At 71.4% G+C, this 24,117-nt stretch carries 22 protein-coding genes; 11 read left to right on the top strand and 11 right to left on the bottom strand.

The window, feature by feature from the left end:
• Window positions 1-35 precede the first annotated feature (35 nt).
• On the bottom strand, window positions 36-863 hold the full coding sequence (locus NI25_RS03425; RefSeq protein ID WP_061441005.1) for a (2Fe-2S)-binding protein: 828 nt from the start codon (window positions 861-863) through the stop codon (window positions 36-38).
• Window positions 864-1,090: 227 nt separating this feature from the next.
• Here NI25_RS03425 and NI25_RS03430 point away from each other — a divergent pair, with 227 nt between their 5' ends.
• Entirely contained in the window at window positions 1,091-2,227 is a 1,137-nt protein-coding gene (locus NI25_RS03430) for a DMT family transporter (RefSeq protein ID WP_061441006.1), read from the top strand.
• Here the strand turns inward: NI25_RS03430 and NI25_RS03435 are convergent.
• Window positions 2,217-3,494 (bottom strand): transglycosylase family protein, encoded by a 1,278-nt coding sequence (locus tag NI25_RS03435; RefSeq protein ID WP_061441007.1) that lies wholly within the window; start codon window positions 3,492-3,494, stop codon window positions 2,217-2,219. The genes NI25_RS03430 and NI25_RS03435 overlap by 11 nt on opposite strands.
• Window positions 3,495-3,780: 286 nt before the next feature.
• On the opposite strand from NI25_RS03435, the gene gndA reads away from it, so the two are divergent.
• Window positions 3,781-5,220, top strand: a complete 1,440-nt coding sequence (gndA, locus tag NI25_RS03440) for an NADP-dependent phosphogluconate dehydrogenase (protein WP_061441008.1) — start codon at window positions 3,781-3,783, stop codon at window positions 5,218-5,220.
• A 584-nt stretch (window positions 5,221-5,804) separates the two neighbouring features.
• Here the strand turns inward: gndA and NI25_RS03445 are convergent.
• From NI25_RS03445 to NI25_RS03455, 3 genes are all read right to left on the bottom strand, one after another.
• Window positions 5,805-6,149, bottom strand: coding sequence for a GNAT family N-acetyltransferase (locus tag NI25_RS03445; protein WP_061441009.1), 345 nt, complete (start codon window positions 6,147-6,149; stop codon window positions 5,805-5,807).
• Window positions 6,150-6,205: 56 nt separating this feature from the next.
• Complete coding sequence (panD, locus tag NI25_RS03450) at window positions 6,206-6,625, bottom strand: aspartate 1-decarboxylase (protein WP_061441010.1); 420 nt, start codon at window positions 6,623-6,625, stop codon at window positions 6,206-6,208.
• Between the two features lie 531 nt (window positions 6,626-7,156).
• Complete coding sequence (locus NI25_RS03455) at window positions 7,157-7,786, bottom strand: helix-turn-helix domain-containing protein (RefSeq protein WP_233520669.1); 630 nt, start codon at window positions 7,784-7,786, stop codon at window positions 7,157-7,159.
• A 441-nt stretch (window positions 7,787-8,227) separates the two neighbouring features.
• Between NI25_RS03455 and NI25_RS03465 the strand changes: the two genes are divergently transcribed.
• Both NI25_RS03465 and NI25_RS03470 read left to right on the top strand, forming a co-directional pair.
• On the top strand, window positions 8,228-9,220 hold the full coding sequence (locus NI25_RS03465) for an Acg family FMN-binding oxidoreductase (protein WP_061441012.1): 993 nt from the start codon (window positions 8,228-8,230) through the stop codon (window positions 9,218-9,220).
• Window positions 9,221-9,402: 182 nt separating this feature from the next.
• Window positions 9,403-10,929 carry an AAA family ATPase gene (locus NI25_RS03470; protein ID WP_061446727.1) on the top strand — a complete coding sequence of 509 codons (1,527 nt, stop codon included), beginning with the start codon at window positions 9,403-9,405 and terminating at the stop codon, window positions 10,927-10,929.
• A 304-nt stretch (window positions 10,930-11,233) separates the two neighbouring features.
• Here the strand turns inward: NI25_RS03470 and NI25_RS03475 are convergent, their stop codons facing one another.
• Window positions 11,234-11,632, bottom strand: coding sequence for a DUF302 domain-containing protein (locus NI25_RS03475; RefSeq protein WP_061441013.1), 399 nt, complete (start codon window positions 11,630-11,632; stop codon window positions 11,234-11,236).
• 257 nt (window positions 11,633-11,889) lie between these two features.
• On the bottom strand, window positions 11,890-12,765 hold the full coding sequence (locus NI25_RS03480; RefSeq protein ID WP_233520670.1) for a universal stress protein: 876 nt from the start codon (window positions 12,763-12,765) through the stop codon (window positions 11,890-11,892).
• Window positions 12,766-13,721: 956 nt separating this feature from the next.
• Here NI25_RS03480 and NI25_RS03485 point away from each other — a divergent pair.
• Both NI25_RS03485 and NI25_RS03490 read left to right on the top strand, forming a co-directional pair.
• Window positions 13,722-14,180 (top strand): cyclic nucleotide-binding domain-containing protein, encoded by a 459-nt coding sequence (locus NI25_RS03485; RefSeq protein WP_061441015.1) that lies wholly within the window; start codon window positions 13,722-13,724, stop codon window positions 14,178-14,180.
• Window positions 14,181-14,214: 34 nt separating this feature from the next.
• Window positions 14,215-14,877: a CBS domain-containing protein gene (locus tag NI25_RS03490; RefSeq protein WP_061441016.1), complete on the top strand. Its 663-nt coding sequence runs from the start codon at window positions 14,215-14,217 to the stop codon at window positions 14,875-14,877.
• A gap of 215 nt (window positions 14,878-15,092) precedes the next feature.
• Here NI25_RS03490 and NI25_RS03495 read toward each other — a convergent pair whose 3' ends face one another.
• Window positions 15,093-15,803: a CBS domain-containing protein gene (locus NI25_RS03495; RefSeq protein ID WP_061441017.1), complete on the bottom strand. Its 711-nt coding sequence runs from the start codon at window positions 15,801-15,803 to the stop codon at window positions 15,093-15,095.
• A gap of 176 nt (window positions 15,804-15,979) precedes the next feature.
• On the opposite strand from NI25_RS03495, the gene NI25_RS03500 reads away from it, so the two are divergent.
• Both NI25_RS03500 and NI25_RS03505 read left to right on the top strand, forming a co-directional pair.
• Entirely contained in the window at window positions 15,980-17,299 is a 1,320-nt protein-coding gene (locus tag NI25_RS03500) for a nicotinate phosphoribosyltransferase (protein ID WP_061441018.1), read from the top strand.
• A gap of 114 nt (window positions 17,300-17,413) precedes the next feature.
• Window positions 17,414-17,872: a universal stress protein gene (locus NI25_RS03505; RefSeq protein WP_061446728.1), complete on the top strand. Its 459-nt coding sequence runs from the start codon at window positions 17,414-17,416 to the stop codon at window positions 17,870-17,872.
• Window positions 17,873-17,991: 119 nt separating this feature from the next.
• Here the strand turns inward: NI25_RS03505 and NI25_RS03510 are convergent, their stop codons facing one another.
• Both NI25_RS03510 and NI25_RS03515 read right to left on the bottom strand, forming a co-directional pair.
• A complete protein-coding gene (locus NI25_RS03510; RefSeq protein ID WP_233520671.1) occupies window positions 17,992-18,645 on the bottom strand; it encodes an OsmC family protein in 654 nt (217 codons plus the stop codon).
• A 132-nt stretch (window positions 18,646-18,777) separates the two neighbouring features.
• A complete protein-coding gene (locus NI25_RS03515) occupies window positions 18,778-19,686 on the bottom strand; it encodes a pyridoxamine 5'-phosphate oxidase family protein (protein WP_061441020.1) in 909 nt (302 codons plus the stop codon).
• Window positions 19,687-19,868: 182 nt separating this feature from the next.
• On the opposite strand from NI25_RS03515, the gene NI25_RS39945 reads away from it, so the two are divergent.
• From NI25_RS39945 to NI25_RS03530, 3 genes are all read left to right on the top strand, one after another.
• Window positions 19,869-20,231 (top strand): CBS domain-containing protein, encoded by a 363-nt coding sequence (locus tag NI25_RS39945; RefSeq protein ID WP_107071611.1) that lies wholly within the window; start codon window positions 19,869-19,871, stop codon window positions 20,229-20,231.
• Window positions 20,232-20,554: 323 nt separating this feature from the next.
• Window positions 20,555-21,136 (top strand): hypothetical protein, encoded by a 582-nt coding sequence (locus tag NI25_RS03525; protein ID WP_061446729.1) that lies wholly within the window; start codon window positions 20,555-20,557, stop codon window positions 21,134-21,136.
• Window positions 21,137-21,630: 494 nt separating this feature from the next.
• On the top strand, window positions 21,631-22,515 hold the full coding sequence (locus tag NI25_RS03530; protein ID WP_061446730.1) for a universal stress protein: 885 nt from the start codon (window positions 21,631-21,633) through the stop codon (window positions 22,513-22,515).
• 434 nt (window positions 22,516-22,949) lie between these two features.
• Here the strand turns inward: NI25_RS03530 and NI25_RS03535 are convergent, their stop codons facing one another.
• Window positions 22,950-24,020 carry a zinc-dependent alcohol dehydrogenase family protein gene (locus tag NI25_RS03535; protein ID WP_061441021.1) on the bottom strand — a complete coding sequence of 357 codons (1,071 nt, stop codon included), beginning with the start codon at window positions 24,018-24,020 and terminating at the stop codon, window positions 22,950-22,952.
• Between the last annotated feature and the right edge of the window lie 97 nt (window positions 24,021-24,117).

The following is a 24,117-nucleotide window of genomic DNA, read 5'->3' on the forward strand; positions in this document are numbered from 1 at the left end:
GGAACCTCCCGTCTCGGCGGCTGGTTCCCTCATGGTCACCCAGAGCGGGCGCCTGGGGAAGAGCGCGGGGCCCGCGGGGGGCGGGAGAAGCAGCAGTCCCCGCAGACCCCGCCCCCGGGCACCCGGTAGTAGAGGCAGCAGCTGCGGCGCCGGAACGAGATGTCCGGGGAGGCGGCGGCGAGGGCGCCGGTCCCGGTGAGCAGGGGGTGCGCGAACAAGTCGGCGGTCAGGGACCGGGCGCGGGTCGCGGTGTCCGTACGGCCGTGGCGGCGGGCCCAGCGGTCCAGTTCGCGTCCGGCGCCGGCCAGTGCGGAGGCCGCGTTGCCCCACAGCAGGCCGGCCGCCACTCCGTACCGGGCGTGCACGGCGGCGGTCAGAGGTGCCAGGTGGGCGGTGAGCACGACGTCCGCGACGGTGGCGGGGTCCCCCGGCAGCGGGCGCACCTCGGCGAGCCACAGGTCGTCGGGGGCGGTGGCGCCGGGGTCCCAGTGCAGCAGGCAGGGGTCGAGGTCGGGGACCGCGCCGTAGAGGGCCGCGCAGGCCAGCGTCACCGACCACAGGCGGGCCGCCAGCCCCTGGTGGGCCACGGAGGCGGCGACGCGGGACTCCTCGGTGCCGAGGGCGGCGGCGACCTTCCGTACACGGAAGCCCAGCGGGTCGGCGGCGACCGGGAGACGAGCCTCGGGCACCCTGTCCTCGTGTCCGGGTGCGTTTCCGTGTCCGGGTGCGTAGGCCCGTGCGAGCGGTGCGGCGGCGTCCGGCCGCCGGGGCGGCGACGGCGGCCGCGACGTGTGCAGGACGGAGAAGCCGCCGAGCGGGCGGAGGGCCGAGAGGCCGGGATCGAGGCCGAGGTCGAGGTCCACGGAGAGCAGTAGTATCAGGGTCCTCAGGGGACCGGGCCAGGGGTCGGGGCCGGAAGTCGCCCACCCTGGGGAGGACGGCGGCGCCGTCGTACTCCATCGGCAGTAGGACCCAATGAATGCTCAGGGACGACGACGGGAAGACCCCGAGACGGCATCGTGTTGTCCATGGATGACGACAGTTCGCCGCGCCGGGCCCAGCGCCCCCGCCTCACGCAGAGGAGCAGCCGATGAGCGCCCTCGCGTTGTCCGTGCTCCTGTCGCTCGTCTCCGCCGTGGCGTACGCGGGCGGGGCGATCGTGCAGGAGCAGGTCGCGGCGTCGTCACCGGGTGCTCAGTACGCTCCGCTGCGCCGCCCCGGCTGGTGGGCGGCGGTCGGCCTCAACGGCCTCGGCGGTCTGCTGCACGTCGTCGCCCTCGCGCTCGGTCCGCTGAGCCTGGTGCAGCCGCTTGGAGCGCTCACCATCGTGTTCGCGCTGCCCATGGCGGCGGTCTTCGTGGGCCGCAGGGCCGGTGCGACCGCCTGGCGGGGCGCGCTGATGGCCACGGTCGGTCTCGCCGGTCTGCTGTCCCTGGTCGGTGCCTCCGACGCGCAGTCGCTCGACACGGCGCAGCGGGTCGGGGCGGCCCTGGTCACCGGTGGTGCGATCGTGGCGCTGATGATCGCGGGCCGGGCCGCGCACCGGCACCCGGCGGTCCGCAGCATCCTGCTGGCGACCGCGTCCGGCATCGCCTTCGGCATGTCCTCGGTCTTCACCAAGACGGTCGCGGTGGACTGGACCGGCGGGGTGTCCGCCGCCGACCTGCCGTCGCTGACCGTCATCGGCGTACTCGCCACCGCCGGCATGGTGCTGTCGCAGGCCTCCTACCGCGGCGCCGGACTCGCCGCACCGCTGGCCACGCTGACGGTCGTGAACCCGGTGGTGGCCGCCGTGGTCGGCATCACGATGTTCGGCGAGACGTTCCGCTACGGCACGACCGGCACGGCGCTCGCCCTGAGCTGCGGTGTGGTGGCCGCCGGCGGACTGATCATGCTCACGACGGAGCGGATCGCGCGGGAGGGCGCCGCCACCGGCAGGGCTGCGGCCCCGGCCGAAAACCTCCTGGGGACCGGGGAGCGCTTGGAGCTCGTCGAGGCCGGAGCGGCAGTGGTCGGGGCCACGGCGCCCGGGCCGGCGCCGGTCAAGGTCCTCGTGCCCTCCACGGTGGCATCGACGGTTCCGGACACCGCCCCCGCCGAGGAGGCGTACGACACCCGGCTTCCGGCGGGGGGCGCCGACACGACGCTCCCCTACGCCCCCTTCTACGGCGGGCCGTTCGTCCCGCCGCCCATGTTCAGCCGCCGGCGGGTCCGGATCAGATCCTGACGCCGCCGGCCCGGAGGTACGCCACCGGGTCGACGTCCGAACCGAAGCCGGGCCCGGTCCGCACCTCGAAGTGCAGATGCGGGCCCGTGACGTTGCCCGTGGAGCCGGAGCGGCCGAGGCGCTGACCGACGCCCACCGACTGACCGGCCTTCACGGAGATCGCCGAGAGGTGCGCGTACTGGGAGTAGCGGCCGTCGCCGTGCCTGACCACCACCTGGTAGCCGTACGAACCGCCCCACCCCGCGCTGACGACCCGGCCGGCCGCGACCGACTTGACCGAGGTGCCGGTCGGGACGGGGAAGTCGACGCCGGTGTGGTAGCCCTTGGACCAGGAAGAACCCGCCTTGTGGTACGGCGTGCCGGTGGCGGCGTCGACCGGGGCCACGACCGCCCGGTGGGTGGTGGCCTTGCCGCTGCCGGAGGGCGACTTCTTCGGCGCCTTCTGCTGCTCTTGCCGCTTGTGCTGCTTCGTTTCTGGTTTCTGCTCGTCCTTCTGCTGCTTCTCCCGCTTCCGCGGCCTGTCCTGCTCGGCCTGCTTTCCGGGCTGGGCGCCGGACGCCTTGGTGGCCGTCCCCCCGCCGCGCAGTGACAGCCGCTGGCCGGGCAGGATCAGGTCGGGATCGGCTCCGATCTCGCCGCGGTTGGCCGCGTACAGGCGCTGCCAGCCGCCCCGGACCTCGTGGGCATCGGCGATGCCGGAAAGGGTGTCGCCGGTGACCACCGTGTACATACGGGCCTGTCCCGCCCGGGACTGGGGTGTGGTCTGCGGCTGGACGCCCTTGACCGGGTCGGCCTTCTTCCCGGGGGCGGCAGCGGGCCTGCCGGCGGACTTCCCGCGGGGTTCCTCGGCCCCCGCTCCCCCGGCCGGCCGGAGGTCGGGGGTGGCGCCGCCGCGGGTCAGTCCGGCGCGCTGCGAGCACACCGGCCAGGCACCGGGCCCCTGCACGTCCAGCACCTTCTCGGCGACGGCGATCTGCTGTTCCCTGGTGGCGAGGTCGGCGCGCGGCGCGTACCGGGTGCCGCCGAAGGCCTCCCAGGTGGACTGGGTGAACTGCAGCCCGCCGTAGTAGCCGTTCCCGGTGTTGATGTCCCAGTCGTCGGTGGACTCACAGGCGGCGACCTTGTCCCAGGTGGCCGCGTCGGCCGCGTGGGCCGTGCCGGTACCGACGAGGGGGAGGGCCAGCCCCGCGCTCCCCGCGGTGACGGTCAGTGAGGCGCGGTTGATCCTGTTCGGCTGATACCGGCGGTGCCGGCCGCGTACGGCCATGGAGGTCCCCCTCGACATTGCGTCAGGAGCGGCAAAAGTAAGCGCCGCGAACCGGCCATGACAAGACGGCAACCGGCCGGTTGGCCGCCCGGTGGCCGGGAACGGGCGACGGTTGGCGCGATGAGGTGTCCGCCCGCTGAGTCACGGCCCCGCTCCCCGCCGTACTGGAGTCCTGGAAGCACGAAGTGCGACCGCGTACCGGCACGTCAGCCCGGCCGAGCGGCGGAATTGGCGATACTGACGCACACGGGCACCACAGACACCAAGGTCACTAGGAGCCAACGCAATGAGCACTACAGCGCAGATCGGCGTCACGGGTCTCGCGGTCATGGGCCGCAACCTCGCGCGCAATTTCGCCCGCAACGGCTACACGGTCGCGGTGCACAACCGGACCGCTTCGCGCACGCACGCGCTGGTGGAGGAGTTCGGGAGCGAGGGCGACTTCGTCGCGACCGAGACCGCGAAGGAGTTCGTGGCGGCGCTGGAGCGGCCGCGCCGCCTGGTGATCATGGTGAAGGCCGGTGACCCGACCGACGCGGTGATCCGGGAGTTCGCGCCGCTCCTCGAGCCCGGCGACATGATCATCGACGGCGGCAACGCGCACTTCGCCGACACCCGGCGCCGGGAACGCGAACTGCGCGAGCAGGGCATCCACTTCGTGGGCACCGGCATCTCCGGCGGCGAGGAGGGCGCACTGCACGGGCCGAGCGTCATGCCGGGCGGCTCGGAGGAGTCGTACGCATCGCTGGGCCCGATGCTGGAGAAGATCTCGGCGAAGGCCGCGGACGGGGCGCCGTGCGTCACACACGTCGGCCCGGACGGCGCGGGGCACTTCGTGAAGATGGTGCACAACGGCATCGAGTACGCCGACATGCAGCTGATCGGCGAGGCGTACCAACTGCTGCGCGACGTCGCCGGGTACTCCCCCGCGCAGATCGCGGAGATCTTCCGCACCTGGAACACCGGCCGTCTGGACTCGTACCTGATCGAGATCACGGCGGAGGTGCTGTCGCACGTGGACGCGGCGACGGGCAAGCCGTTCGTCGACGTGGTGGTCGACCAGGCGGAGCAGAAGGGCACCGGCCGCTGGACCGTGCAGATCGCCCTGGACCTGGGGGTACCCGTGTCCGGCATCGCGGAGGCCGTCTTCGCCCGCTCGCTCTCCGGTCACGCGGCCCTGCGCGAGGCGTCGCGCGGCCTGGCGGGCCCGAAGGCGTCGCCGCTCGGCGAGTCGGAGGCGGCGGCCTTCGCCGACCGGGTCGAGCAGGCGCTGTACGCGTCGAAGATCGTGTCGTACACGCAGGGCTTCCACGAGATCGCGGCGGGCAGCGAGGAGTACGGCTGGGACATCGACCTGGGCGCGGTCTCCGCGATCTGGCGCGGCGGCTGCATCATCCGCGCGGCGTTCCTGGACCGGATCCGGGCCGCGTACGACGCCCGGCCGGACCTGCCGAGCCTGCTGTCGGACGAGACCTTCGCCCAGGAGATCGCCGCGGCGCAGGACGACTGGCGCGAGGTCCTGGTCGCCGCTACCCGGCAGGGCGTACCGGCCCCGGGCTTCGCCGCAGCCCTCGCCTACTACGACGCCCTGCGCGCCGAGCGGCTCCCCGCCGCGCTGACCCAGGGGCAGCGGGACTTCTTCGGGGCGCACACGTACCGCAGGACGGACCGGGACGGCGCGTTCCACACGCTGTGGGGCGGGGACCGGTCGGAGGTCACCGCGTAACCCCTCTCCCGGGCCGGCCCTCCCCGGACCCGGGAGACCCGTCACTCAGGTGAGCGGTGGCCCCGGCTCGGGGTTGGGCACGGGCTCGGGCCCCGGCGGAATCGGGGACGGCGAGGGCCCGGGGGGCCCTGGAGGATCGGGCGGCGGCTGCGGACCGGGGCCCGGGGGCGGGGGCGTCGGCTGCGGTCCGGGGCCGGGAGGCTGCGGGGTGGGCTGCGGACCCGGCCCGGGAGGCTGGGGCGTGGGCTGCGGACCGGGGCCCGGGGGCGGAGGCGGCGGAGTCGGTTCCGGGCCGGGGACCGGCGGCGTCGCCGGGTCGGGCTGCGGATGCGGCGGTTCCGGGTCCGGGCCGGGAGTGGGCCCCGGGGTGGGACCGGGCGGGACGGGATCCGGATACGGGTTCGTCATGGTGCTGTCCTCCGGCCAGTCGGTCGACGTCGGCTCTCTGGACTTGTCCCCCGCCTACCCGAGGGCTGCCGCCCCACTCACCCTTCCGCACGAGCGCCCGGGCCCGGGCGGCCCAGCCCGGTACGGCGGGTCCCGATGGCCTGGCCCCCGGAAGGGTGAGTTTCTCCGCCGCAGGGTCAGAACAGCCCGGGGTGCGCCACGAGCCACTCCTTCGCCGCGCGCAGCAGCTCCGGGTCGGCGGCGGGCGCCTCGTCCGGGTGGCGCTCGGCCCACTTCACGACGTACGGGCACAGCGGCGCGACCGTGACGCCCTCGCGGCGCGCGATGGCGTACAGCTCACGCGCCAGGGAACCGGCGATGCCCTGGCCCTCGTGCGCCGGTTCCACGATCGTGTGGACGGGGACGAGGGCTCCCTCGGGGGCGTCGAGCACGAAGTACTCGATGCGGCCGACGACCTCGCCGGCCGCGATCGCCCTCAGCCGCCCGGCCGCCCGGTCGTCACGGATCTCGATGTCACTCACGGCCACGCTCCTCGTCCCACGGGGTCGGCAGATCGGAAGACCAGTACACCGTTACGTCAGGCCGACACGGCCTGAGGGCTGCGTTCCTGGTCCGAGCCCGGCACGGGCTCGGAGGCGTCGGCTCCCAGGGCGACGATACGGTTGTCGCCGTCCACGTGCACGACCCGGGGCTTCAACGCCCGTGCCTCGGCATCGCTGACCTGCGCGTAGCTGATGAGGATCACCAGGTCACCGGGGTGCACGAGGTGGGCCGCGGCCCCGTTGATCCCGATCACGCCGGACCCGCGCTCCCCCTCGATGACGTACGTCTCGAGCCGGGCCCCGTTGGTGATGTCCACGATGTGCACCAGCTCACCGGGCAGCAGATCGGCGGCGTCCAGCAGGTCGGCGTCGATGGTCACCGAGCCGACGTAGTGCAGGTCGGCCTGGGTGACGGTGGCGCGGTGGATCTTGGACTTGAGAACAGTGCGCAGCACTTTGGACTCCTATGTGACGGCTCCCCGCCGCTTTCTGCAGGTCAGGGGCGTTGTTCACTGTACACCGACACCACTCGCACTCGAAGATGCTGAGGAATATAGATCCCTCTTGGCAAGAAGGTTCAAAAAGGTTCCCCGCCTGCGCTTCCGCGGAGAGTCCGGCTGACACCTGCCTCGGAGAGTGCAGGACCCATGCTGACCAGATGCTGACTTACCTGACGATGCGCCAGGCAGGCACTTCGTTGCACACGGAGGCATCCTCTGAATCGACCTGGAAGCCGTCCAACGCACCCGTCAGCCTGGGACTTCACCCGGCGCCCGAAGATCAAGGCGGTCGAGTGGGCCTGCGACTGGCTGATGCCTCACCGGCGCCTGTGAAACACCCGATCCGGGCAACCGTGATGCGAACCAGGTCCCGGTTGTTACCAGTTGCCGCTTGGTATACAGATGCCGCGCATCCGCAGAACCGGACCGCCGGTGCGCAAGGCCCGAAACCCGCATCGGGCAAGGGCCGGCGGACACGGGCGACGCCTACGCTTCCCGCAGGGACTGGATGACGCGGCCGCTGACCTGGTGCGGCAGGACACGGACCCACAAGTCGCGCCTTCCCCCCGCCCAGGGGCCGGCCCCGCGCCTTCGTGCCAGGGCCTCCAGCGACTCGTGTTCAGTCGGGTGCTCGGCGGTGCCTGCCAGCAGGACGCTCCAGCCCAAGCCGGTCTGCTCGTCGACGTGGTCGGCCTCGAAGGCGACTGGCTCTCCGGCTCGGATGCCCGCCACGCCGGCCGGATCCGTGCGGTAGACGACGCTTCGCCCGTCCACGAGGAAGTTGACCGGCACCACCACCGGAGCTTCCTTGCCCGGGTCGGCCGTGTAGGAGATCCGGCCGATCCCGTGCGTTCCCAGCCGCTGCCAGCACTCCTGCTCGGACAGCCGCACCAAGACCGGATGCGCGGCCGGCCCTCCCCGGCCCTGCGGTGCGTCGGTCCGGCCGGTCGTCAGCTCTTCGTAGGACACCTTCAACACGACCGCGAGCCGTGCGAGCGCCTCGGGGTCGAAGTCGCCGGCCCGGCTCTCGATCTCCCCCAAATACTTCGTGGACATGCCCGCCCGCCTGGCCAGCTCGTCGCGAGAGATGCCCAGCTGCTGGCGCCTCACCGCCATCCGGTCGGCCATACGGCCGGCCTCGGAGGAGGGCTGAGCCCTGTCACCTGACCGTTCTGGATCGGCGTGCACGACTGTCCGCTCCGTTCCTTCCGCCTTCCTTAAAGAGGAACAGAAGCACCGTCCGTTCGCCAGCGCAGTGAACCGCGGCGGAGTCGACCGCACGGCGGGTGGCCGGACCCGTTTCCGCACGGGACTCGTGCGCGCCGAAGGTCCCGCGGGCCGGGGCCGGGCGGAACCGATGGGTGGCCCGTATGGCCTTTCCCGCTGACCGCACGCTCGATGAACACTGGAGGTGGCGAAGTAAGTCGTGCGCCGAGACGGCCGTGGCACGTCCTGCGGGCGCCGCGAGCACAGAACGGAAGCCGACGGAAGACAACCTCAGCACCCTGATGTCCGGTCGGGGGGCCGGGCCGTCGGCGGGGTCACCAGGAGGGCTCCATGGTTCAGGTTCAACTCGACCGGCAGACGGTGACCACCTTGGTGGCCGAAGCCACGGCAGCCCCGTCCATGCACAACGCGCAACCGTGGCGTTTCCGTTTCCTCGCAGCCGAACGTCTCGTACTGTTGCGCGCCGACCCGGATCGGGCCATGCCCCGGTCCGACCCCGGGAACCGGGCGCTGCACATCGGCTGCGGGGCGGCTCTCCTCAACCTTCGCGTCGCCGCGGTGCACGCGTCCCTGGTGCCACGTACCCGATTGCTTCCCGACCCGCGGGACCCGCTGCTTCTCGCGTCCGTTCAGCTGGCCGATCTGTCGGAGGCACCGCAGGAGAAGGATCTGTGGCGGCTGCACCCGGCGATACGACAGCGGCGCACAAGCCGTCACCCGTTCTCCGAGAAAGACGTCCCCGAGAGCGTCCGGGCCACGTTGCAAGCGGCCGCGGCCCGAGAAGGGGCGATTTTGCTCTTCCCAGGTGCGTGGCACGTCGAAACCCTGCTCGAACTGGTCCGCGATGCCGAGAGCCGCGACCTGGAGCGCGCGGAAGGTAACGAGGAGCTGGTGCGCTGGACAAGGCTGGGCAGTGGGGTGGACACCGCTGTCGACGGCGTCCCCGCGTACGCCTTCGGGCCGCGCAGGCGGGACGGCAAGGCCCCGGTGCGCGACTTTTCCGGACAGGGGCAGGTGCCCGACCGAGGAGATGCGGACTTCGAGCGCACTCCCCGTCTGGCTCTGCTCGGTACCCGCAGCGACGGACCCAGGGACTGGCTGATGGCCGGCCAGGCACTGGAACGCGTTCTGCTGGAGAGCACCCTGGCGGGTCTGTCCACGTCCTTGACCTCGCATCCGCTGGAGGACCGGGAGCTACGCCTGCTGGCCCGGGACCCCGGATCAGGGGTCGGCCATGTACAGATGGTGCTTCGTCTGGGCTACGGACCGAAGGGGCCGGCCACGCCTCGACGGCCCGTACCGGATGTATTGAGTATCGGCTGAGGGACGCTCTCCCCCACGCGGGCCGGCCGGCACGGGCGACGCACTGGGCCGGCCACGCCCGGATGCAGCACGAAGGGCGATGAGGTACCCCTCAAGGAGAACGCAGCATGTTCACACAGAGCGGAGGCTGCCTGTGATGACGTCAACCGTCGGTGCGGGCCCTGCCGCACGAAAGGTTCGCCGTGCCTGAGCCGGTGCGCCGCGAGGATCCGGCCGTGGTACAGCGCGCGGACGTCCGCGAGACGCACACCGCGGTGGTCTTCTTCGTGGAAGATCGCGTGTACAAGCGCAAGAAGCCGGTGGATCTGGGGTTCCTGGACTACACCACCCTGTCGTCGCGTCGCGCCGTGTGCGAGCGCGAGATCGACCTCAACCGGCGGTTCTCTCCGGACGTGTACATGGGCCTGGGCGAGCTCCGTACCCCGGGTGAGCAAGAGGCCGAGCCGCTCGTGGTGATGCGGCGGATGCCCGATGATCGCCGCCTGTCTCACCTCGTACGGACGGGAGCACCCGTCGATGAGGCGCTACGGGCAGTCGCCAGGCAACTGGCCGCTTGGCACGCCACCGCGCCCCGTGGTCCCGGCATCGCGGACCAGGGCACACGGGACGCCCTGGCGTCGCGTTGGGAGGCCGGCTTCGCGCAAGTCGACGCCATGGCGACCGAGGGTCCGACGCCGGGCGAGACGGCGGAGGTCGAACGGCTGGTCCGCCGCTATCTCGCGGGACGCAAGCCCCTGTTCGATCTGCGCATCGAACAGGACCGGGTGCTCGACGGGCATGGTGACCTCCTCGCCGACGACATCTTCTGCCTCGACGACGGGCCTCGAATCCTCGACTGCCTGGAGTTCGACGACCGTCTCCGGTACGTCGACGGTCTCGACGACGCCGCGTTCCTGGCCATGGACCTCGAACTGCTCGGTGCGCCCGAGTCCGCGGCGTTCTTCCTCACCCAGTACAGCGAGTACTCAGGTGACCCCGCGCCGCCGTCCCTGTGGCACCATTACGTCGCCTACCGTGCCTTCGTCCGAGCCAAAGTGTCCCTGATCCAGGCGCGGCAGGGCGCGCCCGGCGCACAGGCGGCGGCGCGGCGGCTCGTCCTGATGGCGCTGCGCCATTTGAGGGCCTCGGCCGTCGGCCTGACGCTCGTCGCCGGGCTGCCGGGCACGGGGAAGTCCACGCTGTCCGGCGCGCTGGCCGACCGTCTCGGAGCGGTACTGCTCAGCAGTGACCGCCTGCGCAAGGAGATGGCGGGGCTCTCCGCGCAGCAGACCGCCGCGGCCGACTACGGCGAGGGGCTGTACACCCCCGAGTGGACGGCCAGGACCTACGCCGAACTGCTGGAGCGGGCAGCGGCCCTTCTGGCCATGGGCGAATCCGTGGTTCTGGACGCCACGTGGGTCGACTCGGCCCAGCGCGAGGCAGCGCGGCGCACCGCCGAGAACGCCGGCGCCGACCTCGTGGCCCTGCACTGCCACGTGCCCGGTGCCGTGGCAGCTGCCCGCCTGACCACCCGTACCCCCGGCGCTTCCGATGCCGACCTCGGCGTGGCCGACGCCATGGCGGCCGAAGAACAGCCATGGGCCGAGGCGGTCGGCGTCGACACCAGCGGCTCCCTGGGCTCCGCGGTCGCCCAGGCTCTGGCAGCTGTCCGGCCCTGGGGCCCGGACCAGGCCAAGGTGTTCCGGCGTCCCTACATGGAGCCGGGCTGACGTCCGACAACGTCCGACCGTCCCTGTGAGGGGCCGATCGTCACTCGCCCCGGGGGACGCGCCGCGCTTCCATGGAAGGAGCGGAACGACGTTGACGCGCCGCACGGACCGAGGTGCCCATGAACCGCTTCCTCCTCGTCGCGCGAGTACGCAGCTCGACGGCGGCGCTCGCATCCCCCGACTGGAGCACGGCCTCCTCGTCGTCACGACTGCGGCTCTGGTGGGTGGGGGCTTCGCCCATTTCGCCCCGTGACGTGGGCCCCACGCCGAACCGGCTGTGCTTTCAATGCCCTGCCCGCGGCGGTCAGGGCGCCGATGGCCCGAGTGAACTCAGTGCCGCCTCGAGACGGCGGCCGGCCTCCTCGGCGACCGCCGCCATGGCGTCGAGACCCGTGAGGGCGACCATGGTTTCGGGGTCGATGGCCTCCACAATCACCCGGTCGCCGTCGCCACGAACGACGACGTTGCAGGGCAGGAGGAGCCCTACGGAGCGGTCGGCGTCCAGCGCTCGGTGCGCCAGAGGCGGATTGCAGGCTCCGAGAATCAAATAGGGCTCCATGTGCTGGTCCAGCTTGGCCTTGAGGGTGGCCTGTACGTCGATCTCGGTCAAGACTCCGAAACCCTGGTCGGCCAGGGCCTGGCGGACGTCCTGCTGCACCTGCTCGAAGGGCCCTTCCAGCGTGATGGCACGGCCGTAACGCATGGTCTTCCTCCCGGCTTCCGAGGCTATTGGGGTACCCGGCGCGCGGACTTCTTCACGCGCGCCCCATGGGGATGGTTCGAGCAGGTCAGGCGCAGGCTGAGGGTGGCGCGGACAAGCCGGTGAGGCCGTCGGAACGCCTCCATCGACGGGCTACGCGCAATCTCCCCGGACCGGCAGACGTACGTCCGGACCACGCGGCTCACTTGTGTGAGGGTCCCCGACGCGGCCTCGGGTTCCGAGGCCGCACATCGAAGGCGTCAGGTCGTCTGTGGCACCACGGCGACCGGGCAGGCCGCGTGCTGCAGCAGCGTGTGGGTGACCCGCCCGAGCTGAAGACCGAAGTGTCCCGACCTGTGGCGTGCCCCAAGGACGACGAGGTCGGCGGCGGCCGTCTGGTGGACGAGCACCTTGCGGGCCGGCCCTTCGATCGTCGTCTTGCGCACCCTCACGCCCGGGTGTTCCGCAGCGGCTTCGGCCACCAAAGTGTCGATCAGAGCGGATGCCCGTTGCTCGTGCTGATTTTCGGAGTCTCCGCTCGGTGCCCCGTCGTCGGCGTTCTCGTACGCCGGGCACCGCCAGGCCCGTACGACATCCAGCTCGCAACCTCGTACATCGGCCTCTCGGAAAGCGAACCGCACGGCCGCACCGCTGGTGTCGGGGTCGCCGGCGCCCAGCAGGACACGCTCGTGGGAGCCGGACAGCGCCGACTTCTCACCCCTGACGACGACCACCGGGCAGTCGGACCGGGAGGCGACGGCGAGGCTGACCGAGCCGAGGAGGGCCCCCTTCAGCTCGCCACGACCTCGTGATCCGGTGACCACGGCGGCGGCGTGCCTGCCTTCGGCCAGGAGGGCGGACACCGCTTCGGCCGGCACCGTGTCGGTTTCGACCGTGAGGCTGGGATCGTATCGCCGGACGCGCTCCGCAGCGGTGCCGACAATGTTCTCAGCCATCACCTGCTCGGAGGGGCGCTCTCGGCCCATCGCCAGCAGTGCTCCCTCGTACCGCTCCCAGAGAGAGGCATAGATCAAGCGCAACGTGAGCCCGTGGCGCTGTGCCTCGTCGACCGCCCAGTCGATGGCCAGGAGGCTGCCGTCCGAGCCGTCGACGCCTACCACCAGGGGAAGTGCCATCTTCCCCACCGCCCTTCTCTCTTCTTGCCGGTTCGCGCAGCCGGGGCTGCACCTTCACGGTGACACCGGGCGCCCGGGTCCGGCAGGGGCGATCGGGTCACTACGAGGGACCTTCGGCCCCAGTGACCGGTTCTCCGGCGGGGGTGTGTCCGCCGCGCTCCGCGGGCCATCACGACGGAAGCGGATGGGCTGATGGTCACCTTCGCGTTGTCCCCCGTCGCCAGTCACGGAGCTGGGCCGGTCGACCCACCCGTACAGGCCGACTCGGCCCCGTACCGAGGTCGGCGGACCCATGGCCCGCAGCAGGCCCCCGGAGGGATCATGCAGACAGGGGCAGCGCGAGACGAGGCGATCGTGATGGAACGGATCCAGGTGACAAAGCGGCCCCGACCGCCACGACGGCCGGATCCTCCTGACCTGCGCACGCCGTCGGGCCGACGGATGCCCTACTAGGGCCTGTCCCCCGGCTCAGGTCCCGGCGAAGAACGTGGTGCGCCATCGGCGTACGCGGGATCTGGTGCGTGCCTGTGCGAGGGCGCGTGGGCGGCAGCACGATGGGGCCGGTCGGCCCTTCCACCCCGGCGATCCGCATGGTGTGCTGGAGGTGGCGGGAAGGACAGCAGGGACACGGGGAAACAGTCGGAATCCGTGCACCGTGCGATCAGGATCCGCGAGAAGCGGATGCCCTTCCCGCTCTTGATGCGCCCTGGCTGCACCTCCCTTGTGCGGCATCTGCGGCGGCCCGGACCCTCTCCCTCTGCCCGGGCCGGGCTGCTCTCTCCGTCGTGGCACCCGGATGGCCCCACTTGCCCGGGGCCGACGGTCCCTCGGCAGTGCCCGGAAGGCCCGTGGTGCCAGGGGCGCACACGCGACAGGCTGGTACCGGGGAAGAGCAGCCGCACATGGCAGCCGCCCGAACGACCGCTCCCCGAGGGCCGCGGGAAGGAGACGCAACGATGACCTCCACAACCACCCTCCCGATAGCCATGCCGGCGCAGCACCGCGAACGTCTGCTGCGACTCGCGCGCGAAGTCTCGTTCCCGTCGGGTGCGCGGCTGTTCGAAGAGGGCCGGCCGGCCGATCGCTTCTGGATCATCCGCACTGGAACGGTCGTTCTGGACATCCGCGTCCCCGACGGCCGCAACGCCGTCGTCGACTCGCTGGGCCACGGCGAACTGCTCGGCTGGTCCTGGCACTTCCCGCCGTACCAGTGGCACCTGGGCGCCGAGGCACTCAGCCCGGTACGGGCCTGGGAGTTCGACGCGAAGACCGTCCTGACCGTGGGTGCCGAGCACCCCGAGTTCGGCCGGGCGGTCGCGACCTGGGTCGGTCAGGTGGTGGCCGACCGCCTGCAGAAGACGCGCATCCGTCTGTTGGACCTGTACGCCCCGCACGGCAGCGGAATCCTGCCGTGAGTAGGGCTCCTGAGACCGGGCCGAGGAGGAAGCCATGCTCAACAGCCCTCACACGGTGAGTGACGTGATGACGCACACGGCCGTGGCCGTGGGCCCACAGGCTCTGTTCAAGGACATCATCGCGCTCATGGACCAGTGGAAGGTCAGCGCTCTGCCCGTACTCGAGGGCGAGGGACGAGTGATCGGTCTCGTTTCCGAGGCCGACCTGCTGCCCAAGGAGGAGTTCCGGGACAGTGACCCGGACCGCTTCACTCAGATGCGCCGCCTTACCGATCTGGCCAAGGCGGGCGGTCTGACCGCGGCGGACGTGATGACGGCTCCGGCCGTCACCGTCCATCCCGACGCCACCCTCGCCCAGGCCGCGCGCATCATGGCGCAACGGAAGGTCAAGCGGCTGCCCGTCGTCAACGCCGAGGGACTTCTCGAGGGTGTCGTCAGCCGAGCCGACCTGTTGAAGGTGTTCCTGCGCACGGACGACGACATCGCCGAAGAGGTCGGCCAGGAGGTCGTCGCACCGCTCTTCCCCTCACCGGCGGACGCCGTCCGGGTGGAGGTGTCGGACGGCCTCGTCACTCTCAGGGGAAGGGTCAAGGACACCTCGTTGGTGCCCGTGGCCGCCCGCCTGGTGCGCGCCGTGGAGGGTGTCGTCGACGTCCGGTGGGACCCGACGGACGTCGAAGCCCCTACCGAGAGGTGAAGGGACTCATCAAGTACCTGACCAGCGCGAACTCAGTCCGACCTGCTCCGATGGCGATTCGCGTCTACGCGTACGGCGATCACCGACCCGGAGTCCGTCTCGTACCGGTACGCACCCGTGGTGAGCTTGTCGAGAGCTGACGGACCGCCGCGGGCGATGTCCATGGTGCGACGGACAGGGCGCGAATGGCCGGATGTTCGCCTTCGCCCCACCCATCACCTGCCCTCCGACGTGTGCCTGTGCTCCTCCTGCATGAGATCCGGTTCCGTGACCGGGCGGTGCCGGGGGCCAGTCAGCGCGCACCGCACGTCCACGACGCCCTCGACCGAGCGCACCAGCCGTTCGGCCAGCGGAACGAGCGAGGTGTCCGGCACCCGGCCGGTGAGGGTGACGACTCCCTCGTGCACCTCCACACGCACCGATCCGAGTCCTTCCGGGAACCGGCTTCCGACGATCTCCCGGCGGACCTCCTCGGCGATGTCGGGATCGGACCGCAGGAACACCCTGAGCAGGTCCGCGCGGCTGACGATGCCCTGGAGTACGCCTTCCCGGTCGACGACGGGGAGGCGCTTGACCCTGTGACGTGCCATGAGGCGGGCAGCCCGGGCCACAGGTGCCTCCGGCTGGACGGTCACGGCGGGAGTGGTCATCAGGTCCTCCGCGGTGACAGCCCGCGCCTTCGCCAGTGCCCCGGGGGTCCGGCTCCGGGGGCCGCGCTTGTGGTCGCTGTCGCGGAATTCCTCCTTGCGCAGCACGTCGGCCTCGGAGACGACACCGATCACATGGCTTCCGGAGTCGATGACGGGAAGTGCACTGATCCGCTGCGTCTCCATGGTCCTGACGATGTCCTTGAACGTCGCTCCACCGGCCAGGGCGATGACCCTGCGGGTCATGACGTCGTCGACTCTGTAGACGTGGCCGTCCATGGCTTCCTCCCACCCGGGTGGAGAGTGTCCCGACACCTACAGGGTCCGTCACCGTTGCCGCGGACGCATGGGGCCGAGTGGCCACGGGGAGTGGCCGGCCGGCCCTTCCCCACGCCCCGGGGCGCCGGTGAGGCTTGTGGTGACTGGGCACGAGTGGCTACGGGCGGGTGAGGACCATGTCGGATGTGACCACTACGGACCTGTACGAAGTCACCATGGCCCTGTCCTACCTACTCGAAGACATGAGCCGGCCCGCGACGTTCAGTCTGTTCGTGCGTGACCTGCCCCCCGAACGCGGGTTTCTCGTCAGCGCGGGCATCGAACCGGCGCTCGACTACCTCGGCGCCTTCCACGTCACCTCGGCGGACGTGGAGGACTTCGCCTCCGCGCTGCACCGGCCGTACGCCGACCTCTCCCCGCTGTGCGGGACGACGTTCACCGGCGAGGTCCGCGCCATACCCGAGGGACGTGTCGTGTTCGCCGGAGAACCACTGCTGGAAGTCACCGCGCCGCTCGCGCAGGCCCAGCTCGTGGAGACCTTCCTGCTCAACCAGGTCTCGCATCAGACGGCCGTGGCGTCGAAGGCGGTGCGGTCCGTCCTGGCCGCCGCGGGGCGTCCGGTGATCGACTTCTCCCTGCGCCGCACCCACGGGACCTCCGCGGGAATGCAGGCCGCGCGCACGGCGTCGCTCACGGGTTTCGCGGGAACCAGCAACGTGGCGGCGGCGGTCCGCTGGGGGCTGCCCGCGTCCGGAACGATGGCGCACTCGTACGTCGAAGCCTTTCCCGACGAGGAGGCCGCCTTCCGCGCCTTCGCCCGCGCCCACCCGGGGCCGGCGACGTTCCTGGTGGACACGTACGACTCGGTACGCGGGGTCCGGACAGCGGCTCGTGTCCTGCGCGACCTCGGGCGAGGGCCGGGGTGCGCCGTACGGCTGGACAGCGGTGACCTCGGTGATCTCGCCCGTCGTGCGCGCGCCGAACTGGACCGTGCCGGCCTTCCCGACGTCCGTGTCGTCGCCAGCGGCGGCCTGGACGAGTACGGGGTGGACGCCCTCGCCCGTTGCGGAGCGCCCGTCGACGTGTACGCGGTCGGCACCCGTGTCGGCACGTCAGCCGACGCTCCGTATCTGGACTCGGCGTACAAGCTCGTGGAGTACGACGGCCGCCCGGTTATGAAACTGTCGTCCGCCAAGGTGACGTCGCCAGGACGCAAACAAATCTTCCGGCGCCGGGGTGGTGACGACGTCATCGCCCTGTGGGACGAACCGGGTCCGGCCGGGGCGGAGCCACTGCTGCGCACGCTCATGCGTGACGGCCGGCGTCTCGGCCCACCGGACACCCTGCCGGAGGGACACGCCCGGCTGACGGCGGACCTGGCGAGCCTGCCCGCCGACGCTGTGCGTATCCGGGCTCCCCGGCCGGCAAGAGCCGTGTTCTCCGAACGGCTGTCCGAGCTGACCGCGGACCTCACCGAGCGCCTCCGCTCGTCATAGCCTCCGCCCGCGTAGCCCTGGCACGAAGTCGGGCCGGCCCTCTCTCCGCTGGCGCGGTGGCGTGCAACCGGGCAGCGTGGACAGGGGCGGACGACGCTTGTGAGTGAGGTGACCATGCAGTCCTCTGAGCCGACAGCACGGGTGGTCGTGGGGGTGGACGGGTCTCCGTCCTCCTATGCCGCGCTGCGCTGGGCCGATCAGTACGCACGTTCCGTCGGTGGTGTGGTGGAGGCGATCCACGTCTGGGACACACCGTCCGCCGTCGGTTTCACCGGTCCGGCCATCGATCCCGACTTCGACCTGGAGCAGGCGCGCGAGCGTTTCGCGGCGGAGCTGGACGTCATCTTCGCCAAGGAACGGCCGCCGGGTTTGCGGGAGGTCATCGTGGAGGGCGACCCGTCCGAGACCCTGATCCGCGCTTCCCAGGGGGCCGAACTCCTCGTGGTCGGCCGCCGGGGCAGGGGCGCGTTCGCGCGGGCGATGCTGGGCTCGGTGAGCCAGCGCTGCGCTCAGCACGCGGCCTGCCCCGTCGTCGTCGTCCGCCAGGAAACGGAGACCGACCCGGCTCACTGATTCGTCTCCCCGGCGGACCGTTGGGCGACTGAGCCGGTGGCCACCCGGAAACGCGGGGTCCTCGCACCGTCGGCCGCGAGGCGGTCACGACGGGCGGGAATCGTCTTACCCGCTCAGCTTCAGCCGCTCGTCTCCGTGCCGAGGTCGGTCTCCCCGGAAGGTGTCCCGCGCACCTCCAGCATCACCTCGGGCGCCTGGGCCAAGGTGTTGGTCACGGTGCAGTGCGACACCACCGCACGCAGGGCGGCCAGCTTCTCCGCCGGCAGGCTGGGGGCTGTCACGGTCAGGCGCAACGACGCGACGCGCGGCGGCCGGTCGTCCGCCATGCGGAACCCGGCACGGACGGAGAAGCCGTCCCGACCGGCACCGTGCCGGTTCAGGAAGCGCCCCGCGTAGTGCGCGGCGCACGAAGCCACCGCCGCCACGAACAGCTCCACGGGCGTGGGAGCGGTGTCCTTTCCTCCGTCGGCGAGCGGTTGGTCGACGGTCAGGACATGCCCGCGGACCCGGACCTCGTAGGCGTCTGCGACGACCGGCACCACATCGACGACTCCGGGTGCGGCACTGGGCTCCGGTTCCACGGCGGCTGCCTGGAACAGCAGCAGACCGGCGAGACGCCTTGCCTCCTCTGCCGTGAGCGACGTCCACAGTTCGTCCTCGTCGTAGGAGGCGAAGGACGTGTCCAGGACGACGCGCCCCATCCGCTTGGGCAGCCCCCGGGGAGTGAACCGGGTGACATTGATCGTACGACCACAGTGTGTGTGCAGTTTCATCTCGTCTCCCGCCGGGTTTCGCCGGTCGGCCTCACCGCGTCGGCCGGTCCCGGTCCGGTCCGACGCCACCCGGGGCGCGTGTTTCCGGGACCGGAGGGCCCCGCCTCGTGCGCCGTGCGAGCACCACCAGTCTCAGGAGCCGGACACGGAAGTGATACGACGTCCTGTCAGACGTTCCGTCTCCACGGCGAGCCACATGGTGCGTCGTCCGCCGGGCCATGGCTCGGTGTGCGCGTGCTCCGCCAGCCGACGTGCCTCCTCCGCATCCGTCACGGCCCGGCATCGACCGACCACGAGAACGCTCCATCCCTGACTCATGGGTTCGTCGATGTGGTCGACCTCGAAGGCCACCTGGCTGTCCACGGCCGCGGCAGTGGCCGCGTCGGGGTCGGTACGGAACGCGATGTCTCCCTCCGACACCACATAGTTGAGGGGGAAGACCGCTGGGCCGTCGGGTGTGTTCAGCGCGAGGCGGCCCACTCCGTGCGTCGAGAGCAGGGCGCGGCACTCCTCCTCGTCGAGGTCGCGCAGCATCGGGTCGCGAAGTGCCACTCCCTGCCCCGGTGGACGGTCGGCGCCGCCTCCCTGCAGCTCGACGTAGGTCGTACCCAGGGCATCGGCCAGTCGCACGAGGCTGCCGAATCCCGGATCCGCGGTGTGCGTCTCCAGGTAGGCCAGGTACTGCGGCGCCATCCGGGCCCGTTGGGCCACCTGCTCCAGGCTCAGCCCTTTGCGTCGGCGCGCCGCGGCCAGGCGTCGACCGACGTCGCCGGCCTCGGCAGCGGCCAGGGGGGATTCGACCCCTTCGCCACGGGGCACGCCCGAAGGCGCTCCCTCCGCCCCCCTCACTTCTACCGACCCATGGCTCACACGTGCGTCGGGGCCGGGGAACACCAGAGTGACATCCCCGGTGTCGGACCAGCGCACGTCGTAGGGCGGAGTTCCGTCGTCGTGGTGGAGGCCGACTATCTCCCCGTCCCGCCGCGTGACGCCGGTGGACGGGCTTTCGACGATCAGCCGGTCGCCGAGGTGTGCGTACATGACCGCGCCCTCTCCGTCGAAGGGGTTCCTCACTCCAGCCTCGCGCGCGGTCGCCGCGCCCACCAGACGGCCGACGGTCCCGGCGGACCTGCCGGACGGCCCTCGTCGTCGGCACGAAGTCCGGCACGAAGTCCAGCACGAAGTTCCCATGTCAGGGGCAGCACCGAGCGGTAGGAGATCTCATGCCCCGGCCCGTTGTCCGCGGTCGAACTGACATTTCTTTCAAGGCGGTCGCCGAGGCCCTGACCCACAACGACGTCACCGCCGTCCCAGTGGTGGACGATATCGGTCGCCCCGTCGACGTCGTGTCGCAGGCGGAACTGGTCCGCAAGGTCGCTCGGCGCCCCGATCCCGCCGGGCCGGTCCGGCTCCCCGAGCCGACGGACCGCTCCGCCGGTGGGAATGTCACGGTCGAGGAGCTGGACGACGCCCTGCCGGAGGAGATGTCCCGCGACGTCCTGGTCCGGATGCCGGGTCTGGCGCCCACCGACATGACGGTGCACGTGGAAGAAGGCCAAGTGCACCGTCGAGGGCCGCTTGGATAATCAGCAGCTCGTTCCCGTCGTCGAGCGGCCGTACCTGGGCGTCGACGGCGTCGTCTCGGTCGACCTGCACGTGTCCGGCCGAGGAGGCCGCACGCGACGTCGAACCCCTCGGCCGGGCTCGCCCCGAGCACGCTGCAGCCGGGAACGCCATGAGTCGGAATCCGACGGTCCACGCCGGAGCGGCGGCCCCGCTCCCCCTGGCCCTCAGCCCCGAGAGGTCCGGGGCCGGTCGACCCACCGGGTCCCGAGGCGGTGCCCGAACGGCCCCTGGTTCACAGACCGCCGCTGCGTGAGGCTGAAGACGACAGCCGGAGGTGGTCACGATGCGCACAGGCACAACCATTCGGCGGTCCCTGTGGCGTTGGCGCCGCAATCCGCTGCGCCGCCGCGAGGACGTACTCGAGGCCTGGATCCTCCTGATCGTCTGGCTCGTCATCGCCCTCGCGGGTCCCGTGGCCGGAGTGCTGGGGGCGCACGCCGCGGCACACAGCGCCGCACAACGACGCGCGGAGCGGCACTCCGCGACCGCCACCCTCGTTTCGGACGTGTCCAGCAGTTCCCTGTCCACGGGGACGACCGGAGGCCGGATCGACGCCACCGTGCGGTGGACGGCACCTGACGGCACCCGGCACTCGGGCAAAATCCCCGTCGACGAGGGTATGAAGGCGGGCTCGAGGGTCACGGTCTGGACGGATCGCCAGAACCACCTGACAACGGCCCCGCCCGCCGCCACCCAGGCGGGGGTGGACGCGGCGTTCATGGGTGCCGCGTCCTCCTTCGCCGTCGTCACGGCGGCAGCCGCCGGCTACTACGGCGTGCGAATCGTCCTCAACCGCCGCCGTCGCGCCGCGTGGGAGCACGAGTGGCGGGACGTCGGTTCCCAGTGGGGACGCGCGGCCAGTTGAACCAGGGCGCGTCGTGCGGCGTTCCGCGGACGCGGCGTCGAAGGTGCTCGGGCGGTGAGGAGCCCGCGAGGCGGAAGGAGGATTGATGAGCGGTCTCATGGGCATGGGCGCGGACGGTTCGGCGCCAGGTCTCGAAGCAGTCGTATGGACGGCACGTGAGGCGGAAGTCCGCGACCTGACGCTTCGGGTCGTCCACTGCGCCGGCCCGGCCCGCGCGTCTGCCCCTGGATGCCTCACTGCCCAATTCGGCCCGAGAACATTGCAGGCCGGGGGCGGACGCCTTGCGGAGGAAGCGCTCCTCCGGGCTCGCGCGGAGGCTCCGCATACGGACGTGTCCAGCCTGGTCGTTCCCGGAGGATTGCTCACCGTGCTGCCGGCGCAGGCTCGGTCGGCCGGGCCGTCCTTCAACACGCGCACAGCCCGGTCGCGGTCGTACGGGCCTGAGGGGCCCGGCGGCACGGCCGGCCATGACCTTTGGAGTGGAGGTGCCCAGCATGCACACCGACATGAATGCAGTCCCCATCGTGGTCGGCGTCGGTCCCGGTACCGAGCGGCGCACGGCTCTGGCCTGGGCCGCCGACGAGGCACAGCGTCGTCGGCTGCCGCTGAAGCTCGTACACGCCCAGGGTGAACCGCTCCCGGGCAGCAGTCAGGAACGCGGTCTCCCCTCATGGCAACGGTGGCGCGAAGAAGCACACGCCACGGGCAACGCCGTGCTCGACGACGCACTGGCCTTCGTCGAAAAGCGCTGCCCCGGCGTCGCGACGGCCACGCTGCTGGCCGAGGGGGACCCCGCATGGGTTCTGGCGGAGCAGTCGCACGACGCCACCCTGGTGGTAGTCGGTTCACGGCAGTCGGGGGCCGCACGTGAGCTGTTCTCCTCCACCGCGGTCTCGCTGCCGCTGAGCGCGCGGTCGGCATGCCCGGTCGTCGTCCTGCGCGAGGACGAGCACACGACCCAGCAACCGCCGTACTTCGTTGTCGGCGTGGATGGCAGCGCCGACTCGGCTGCCGCCGTGGACTTCGCGTTCGACGAGGCGGAACTGCGCGGCGTGAACCTGCGCGCCTTGTACGTCTGGCACACCCCCCTGCTCGGTGTGCTGGACGAGAACGCCGCGCTGCATGAGTGCCGCCGGGTGCTGGCCGAGACGACGGCGGGGCGTACTGCGGCCCGTCCGGGCGTGGAGCTGCACCATGAAGTACTTGAAGGACACCCGGTCCAGGAACTGAGCAGGGCCGCTGAGCACGCCCGCGGTCTGGTCGTGGGCACCCGGGGCCACGGCGGCTTCCGCGGCATGCTCCTGGGCTCCGTCAGTCAGGGCGTCCTGCACCACGCCAACTGCCCGGTGCTCCTCGTCCCCCACCGGCGACACCAGTGATCCTCCTGAAGCTCACCATCAGGGAAGGTGCCCGGTCATGACGGCTGCCGTGGTGGTGGGGGCGGGCGGCTTCCCGTCGAGCTTCGCAGCGGTGGGGAGGCGGCCCGTGAGGGCGGAATCACGCGGCACCGCACTGCGACTGGTGCACGCCTTCGGCTGGCCGATGCCGAACGGCCGGCGCACCCAGCGGCCCCCAGGCGTGGAGACCACATACCACCTCACGGTGGGTAAGCCTGTGATGGCCCTGGAGATCGAGCCTCGTACGTCTCTCGCGTATGCGTGTGGCGGGTACGCCTTCCTTCTCCGGTCCGGACGAAGATCGAGACCGCGCACGCCGGTTTTCCTGCGGATTGCCCCGCGGGTGACCGGCTCCGACGCGGCCGGCGGCGCGCCCGGCGAACGCTCCGCCGGACGCGTCGGACGGCCGGGCCGTGTCAGACCGCGTCCGCGGCGACGACTTCGCGCCGGGGGCCACCGAGGACCACCTTCAGCGCCCCCGTGTCGGCGGCCGCGGAGAAGACCTCGTACGCCTCCTCCATGCGATCGAGCGGGAAGGTGTGGGTCACCAGCTGGCCGGTGGGGAGCCGTCCGGCCGCGGTCATGCGCAGCAGCGTCGGCGTGGAGCGGGTGTCGACCAGGCCGGTGGTGACGGTGACGTTCTTGATCCACAGGTCTTCCAGGTGCAGGGTCGCCGGCCTGCCGTGCACGCCGACGTTGGCGACGTGCCCGCCCGGGCGCACCATACGGGTGCACATCTCGAACGTCTCCGCAACGCCCACGGCCTCGATGACGACATCGGCGCCGAGTCCCCCGGTCAGGTCGGCGACCAGCTGCTCCGGGTCCTCGCGGGCGTCCGCCACGGCCTCGGCCCCGAGCTTGCGGGCGGCCTCCAGCCGGGCGGTGGCCAGGTCCACGACGACGATCCGCTCGGGTGCGAACAGCCGTGCCGTGGCGACCGCGGCGAGTCCTACGGGGCCGGCGCCCACCACGACGACCGTGTCGCCGGGACGGACGCGCCCGTTGAGCACGCCCACCTCGTAGGCCGTCGGGAAGATGTCGGCGAGCAGCACGGCGTCCTCGTCGGTGACCGCGCCCGGCAGCGGGTGCACGGAGAGGTCCGCGTACGGGACTCGCACGTACTCCGCCTGAGTGCCGTTGATCAGATGGCCGAGGATCCAGCCGCCCCCGCCGAGGCACTGGCCGTAAACGCCCTCACGGCAGTAACGGCACCGTCCGCAGGCGGTGATGCAGGACACCAGGGCGCGGTCTCCCGGCCGTACGGTGCGTACGTCCGTGCCGACCTCGACGATCTCGCCGACCGCTTCGTGACCGAGGACGGTTCCGGGCCGCACCTCGGGGACGTCCCCTTTCAGAATGTGCAGGTCCGTCCCGCAGATGGTGACGGCGTCGACCCGCACGATGGCGTCGGTGGGCTCCTTCAGTTCCGGATCGGGTGTGTCCTCCCAAGCGGACCGGCCCGGACCGTGGAATACGTAGCCTTTCATCGTGATGCTCACTCTCCTAGCGCTCGGGAGCATCCGGGGCCACGGTGACCGGTCCGCGCCGGGCGGGCCCACGACCGTCGGTACGACGGGGATTGCC

It is taken from the genome of Streptomyces sp. CCM_MD2014 (assembly GCF_000772045.1).
GTDB classification, from domain to species: domain Bacteria; phylum Actinomycetota; class Actinomycetes; order Streptomycetales; family Streptomycetaceae; genus Streptomyces; species Streptomyces salinarius.

What these genes read in the sequence shown, in the direction of transcription:
- NI25_RS03480 (WP_233520670.1), bottom strand. Translation starts at nt 12,765, where the DNA reads ATGGCACTTCCCCTGGTGGTAGGCGTCGACGGCTCGGACGGCAGCCTC.
- NI25_RS39945 (WP_107071611.1), top strand. Translation starts at nt 19,869, where the DNA reads ATGCCCCGGCCCGTTGTCCGCGGTCGAACTGACATTTCTTTCAAGGCG.
- gndA (WP_061441008.1), top strand. Translation starts at nt 3,781, where the DNA reads ATGAGCACTACAGCGCAGATCGGCGTCACGGGTCTCGCGGTCATGGGC.
- NI25_RS03485 (WP_061441015.1), top strand. Translation starts at nt 13,722, where the DNA reads ATGACCTCCACAACCACCCTCCCGATAGCCATGCCGGCGCAGCACCGC.
- NI25_RS03475 (WP_061441013.1), bottom strand. Translation starts at nt 11,632, where the DNA reads ATGCGTTACGGCCGTGCCATCACGCTGGAAGGGCCCTTCGAGCAGGTG.
- NI25_RS03515 (WP_061441020.1), bottom strand. Translation starts at nt 19,686, where the DNA reads ATGTACGCACACCTCGGCGACCGGCTGATCGTCGAAAGCCCGTCCACC.
- NI25_RS03495 (WP_061441017.1), bottom strand. Translation starts at nt 15,803, where the DNA reads ATGGACGGCCACGTCTACAGAGTCGACGACGTCATGACCCGCAGGGTC.
- NI25_RS03490 (WP_061441016.1), top strand. Translation starts at nt 14,215, where the DNA reads ATGCTCAACAGCCCTCACACGGTGAGTGACGTGATGACGCACACGGCC.
- NI25_RS03500 (WP_061441018.1), top strand. Translation starts at nt 15,980, where the DNA reads ATGTCGGATGTGACCACTACGGACCTGTACGAAGTCACCATGGCCCTG.
- NI25_RS03430 (WP_061441006.1), top strand. Translation starts at nt 1,091, where the DNA reads ATGAGCGCCCTCGCGTTGTCCGTGCTCCTGTCGCTCGTCTCCGCCGTG.
- NI25_RS03435 (WP_061441007.1), bottom strand. Translation starts at nt 3,494, where the DNA reads ATGGCCGTACGCGGCCGGCACCGCCGGTATCAGCCGAACAGGATCAAC.
- NI25_RS03530 (WP_061446730.1), top strand. Translation starts at nt 21,631, where the DNA reads ATGCACACCGACATGAATGCAGTCCCCATCGTGGTCGGCGTCGGTCCC.
- NI25_RS03525 (WP_061446729.1), top strand. Translation starts at nt 20,555, where the DNA reads ATGCGCACAGGCACAACCATTCGGCGGTCCCTGTGGCGTTGGCGCCGC.
- NI25_RS03510 (WP_233520671.1), bottom strand. Translation starts at nt 18,645, where the DNA reads ATGAAACTGCACACACACTGTGGTCGTACGATCAATGTCACCCGGTTC.
- NI25_RS03455 (WP_233520669.1), bottom strand. Translation starts at nt 7,786, where the DNA reads ATGGCGGTGAGGCGCCAGCAGCTGGGCATCTCTCGCGACGAGCTGGCC.
- NI25_RS03535 (WP_061441021.1), bottom strand. Translation starts at nt 24,020, where the DNA reads ATGAAAGGCTACGTATTCCACGGTCCGGGCCGGTCCGCTTGGGAGGAC.
- NI25_RS03465 (WP_061441012.1), top strand. Translation starts at nt 8,228, where the DNA reads ATGGTTCAGGTTCAACTCGACCGGCAGACGGTGACCACCTTGGTGGCC.
- NI25_RS03505 (WP_061446728.1), top strand. Translation starts at nt 17,414, where the DNA reads ATGCAGTCCTCTGAGCCGACAGCACGGGTGGTCGTGGGGGTGGACGGG.